Source organism: Streptomyces sp. (assembly GCF_050698815.1).
Taxonomy (GTDB): domain Bacteria; phylum Actinomycetota; class Actinomycetes; order Streptomycetales; family Streptomycetaceae; genus Streptomyces.
In genome coordinates this window covers 1-2,077 of record NZ_JBOHCV010000163.1, presented here as the reverse complement: position 1 = coordinate 2,077, position 2,077 = coordinate 1, and the positions used below count along the sequence as shown (strand labels likewise).

The window sequence follows — 2,077 nt, the reverse complement described above, 5'->3', positions numbered from 1 at the left end:
CCACCGCGTCCGCCGCGCCCCTCGCGTTCCGGCCTGCCCTTCCCGCGCCGGTGGCTGCCACCGCGCGAGGCGGACGGCCCACCCGCGCCGGCGAGCCGTGCGTCGGGCCGCTCGGGCGGGAGGAGGGCGGGCAGCTCCGCCGTCTCCCCCGTACCGCACCGCGCGAAGGGCTCGAGGTCCGGGCCGGTCCAGCCCTCCTCCACCGCCTCCGGCATGTCGACATACGGTCGTATGTGCATCGGGTCGACGTGCTCGGCCGTGAACGGCCCCACGCAACCGCAACCCGTCCCCCCGGCCACGGTCAGCTCCGCGCCACAGCCCGGACAGCATCGGTGTGCCGTCATCCTGACCCCTCCCCTGGGTGGTGCCGCTACGCCCCCGCGCGACCGTGCCACCCCGAATCGTTGGCAACTGTCCAGCCGTGCACCCTACGCGGTCCGGATTCGGGCGGTTCCACCGCGGTCCGAACCGGCGTACGAGCACGCGCTTTACGGCGCCAGCGCCTCGTACAGGCTGAACGCGCCGAGGGCGAGCATCAGGGCGGCCGCGACCCTGGTGATCAGCTTCAGCGGCACGAACCGCATGAGTGTGCGGCCGCCGAGAATGCCGATCGCGGCCACCGACCACAGCGCGAGCACGGCCCCGAGACCGACGGAGAGCGGATCGTCGTACCGCGCCGCGAGGTTCGCCGTCATGATCTGCGTCAGATCGCCGAACTCCGCGACCAGGATGAGCATGAAGCCGCTGGCCGACACCTTCCAGAAGGACTCGTCGACCGGAGCCCGGGTCTGCTCCTCCGCCGCCTCGTCCTTCTTCAGCAGCAGTACCGCCGCGCCACCGAGGAAGAGCACACCGACGACGGCCTGGAGCAGGCGGTGGGGAAGCAGGGTCAGCACGCTGCCGGCGGCGACGGCGAGCGCGACGTGCAGGACGAAGGCGGCGGCGACACCGGCGAAGACGTACGAGGCGCGGTAGCGGGTGCCGAGCAGCAGGCCGGCGAGGGCCGTCTTGTCGGGCAGTTCGGCGAGGAAGACAACGCCGAAGACGACGGCGACGACTGAGATGCTGATCACGGAGGGGTTCCTCTGGGTTCGGGCTGCCCTGCCGGCGCTGAGCACACTTCGGCACGGCAGCGTCGTACATGACGGACACTGCTTGCCGAAGGTCTCGCTGGCGTGGCGGCTGCGAACGCGGACTCGTGTGCTGCCGGTTCCAGGTACCACGCTCCGGGCGCCGGGGCGGGACCCGCGCCGCGGCGCACCGCCGACCGGGCGATGGCCGTACGACGGGCGGGACGCCCAGTATGTCGACGGTCCGGCGAAGAGCTACTCCCCTTCAGTGCGGCGAGGCTACGCGATGCAGGCGCCCGTACGCGATCAGCTCCAGCACCGCCCCGACGGCGATCACCTGCACCAGCAGCAGCGCGACCAGGACGAAGAGCTGCACCGCGCCCGCCAGCAGCGGCGAGGCGCCGCCCAGCAGCATGCCGACGAAGGCGCCGGGGAGGGTGACCAGGCCCACGGTCCGGGTCTGGTCCAGGCCGGGCAGCAGGGCGCCGGCGGCGACCGGGCGGGCGATCTCGAGCCGGGCCTCGCGCGACAGCAGTCCCAGCGACAGTGCCGCCTCCACCTCGCCCTTACGGGTCTGCAGCTCCTCCAGCGCGCGCCGGCCCGCCAGTACCGTCGCCGTGAGCGCCCCGCCGATCAGGATGCCGGCGATGGGGACGAGGGCGACGCCGCGCAGCGGCACCAGCCCGGTGAGCAGCAGGATGGCGAGCACCGGCAGCACCCCGGCCCCGATCGGGACGGCGGACCACCACCAGGAGCCGTTGCTGGTGAGGCGGCGCCCCGCCGTGCGTACCGCCACGGCGAACATCAGCGCGACGAAGGCGAGCAGCGTCGGCACCGCGCCGACCACCCAGCCGATCACCCAGGAGACGGCGGCAAGTTGGACCGCGGCACGCAGTCCGGCGGTGAGGATGGCGCGCGCGGAGGGGCGGCCGTCGTCCTGCGTGAGGCGGGCGTACGCGGCGATGGCGGCGGCGGCGACCAGCAGGGCCGCCAGGACGGCGCCGAGG

General features: G+C 73.7%; 3 protein-coding genes. All 3 read right to left on the bottom strand.

Annotated features, from left to right (window positions below; all coding sequences use genetic code 11):
- Positions 1-239: hypothetical protein (locus tag ACRDP3_RS06205; protein ID WP_431515805.1), on the bottom strand; the 239-nt coding region annotated here is incomplete at its 3' end.
- Positions 240-488: 249 nt separating this feature from the next.
- Complete coding sequence (locus ACRDP3_RS06200) at positions 489-1,073, bottom strand: TMEM165/GDT1 family protein (RefSeq protein ID WP_431515804.1); 585 nt, start codon at positions 1,071-1,073, stop codon at positions 489-491.
- A gap of 262 nt (positions 1,074-1,335) precedes the next feature.
- The coding region (locus tag ACRDP3_RS06195; protein ID WP_431515803.1) for an ABC transporter permease at positions 1,336-2,077 on the bottom strand (742 nt) is incomplete at its 5' end.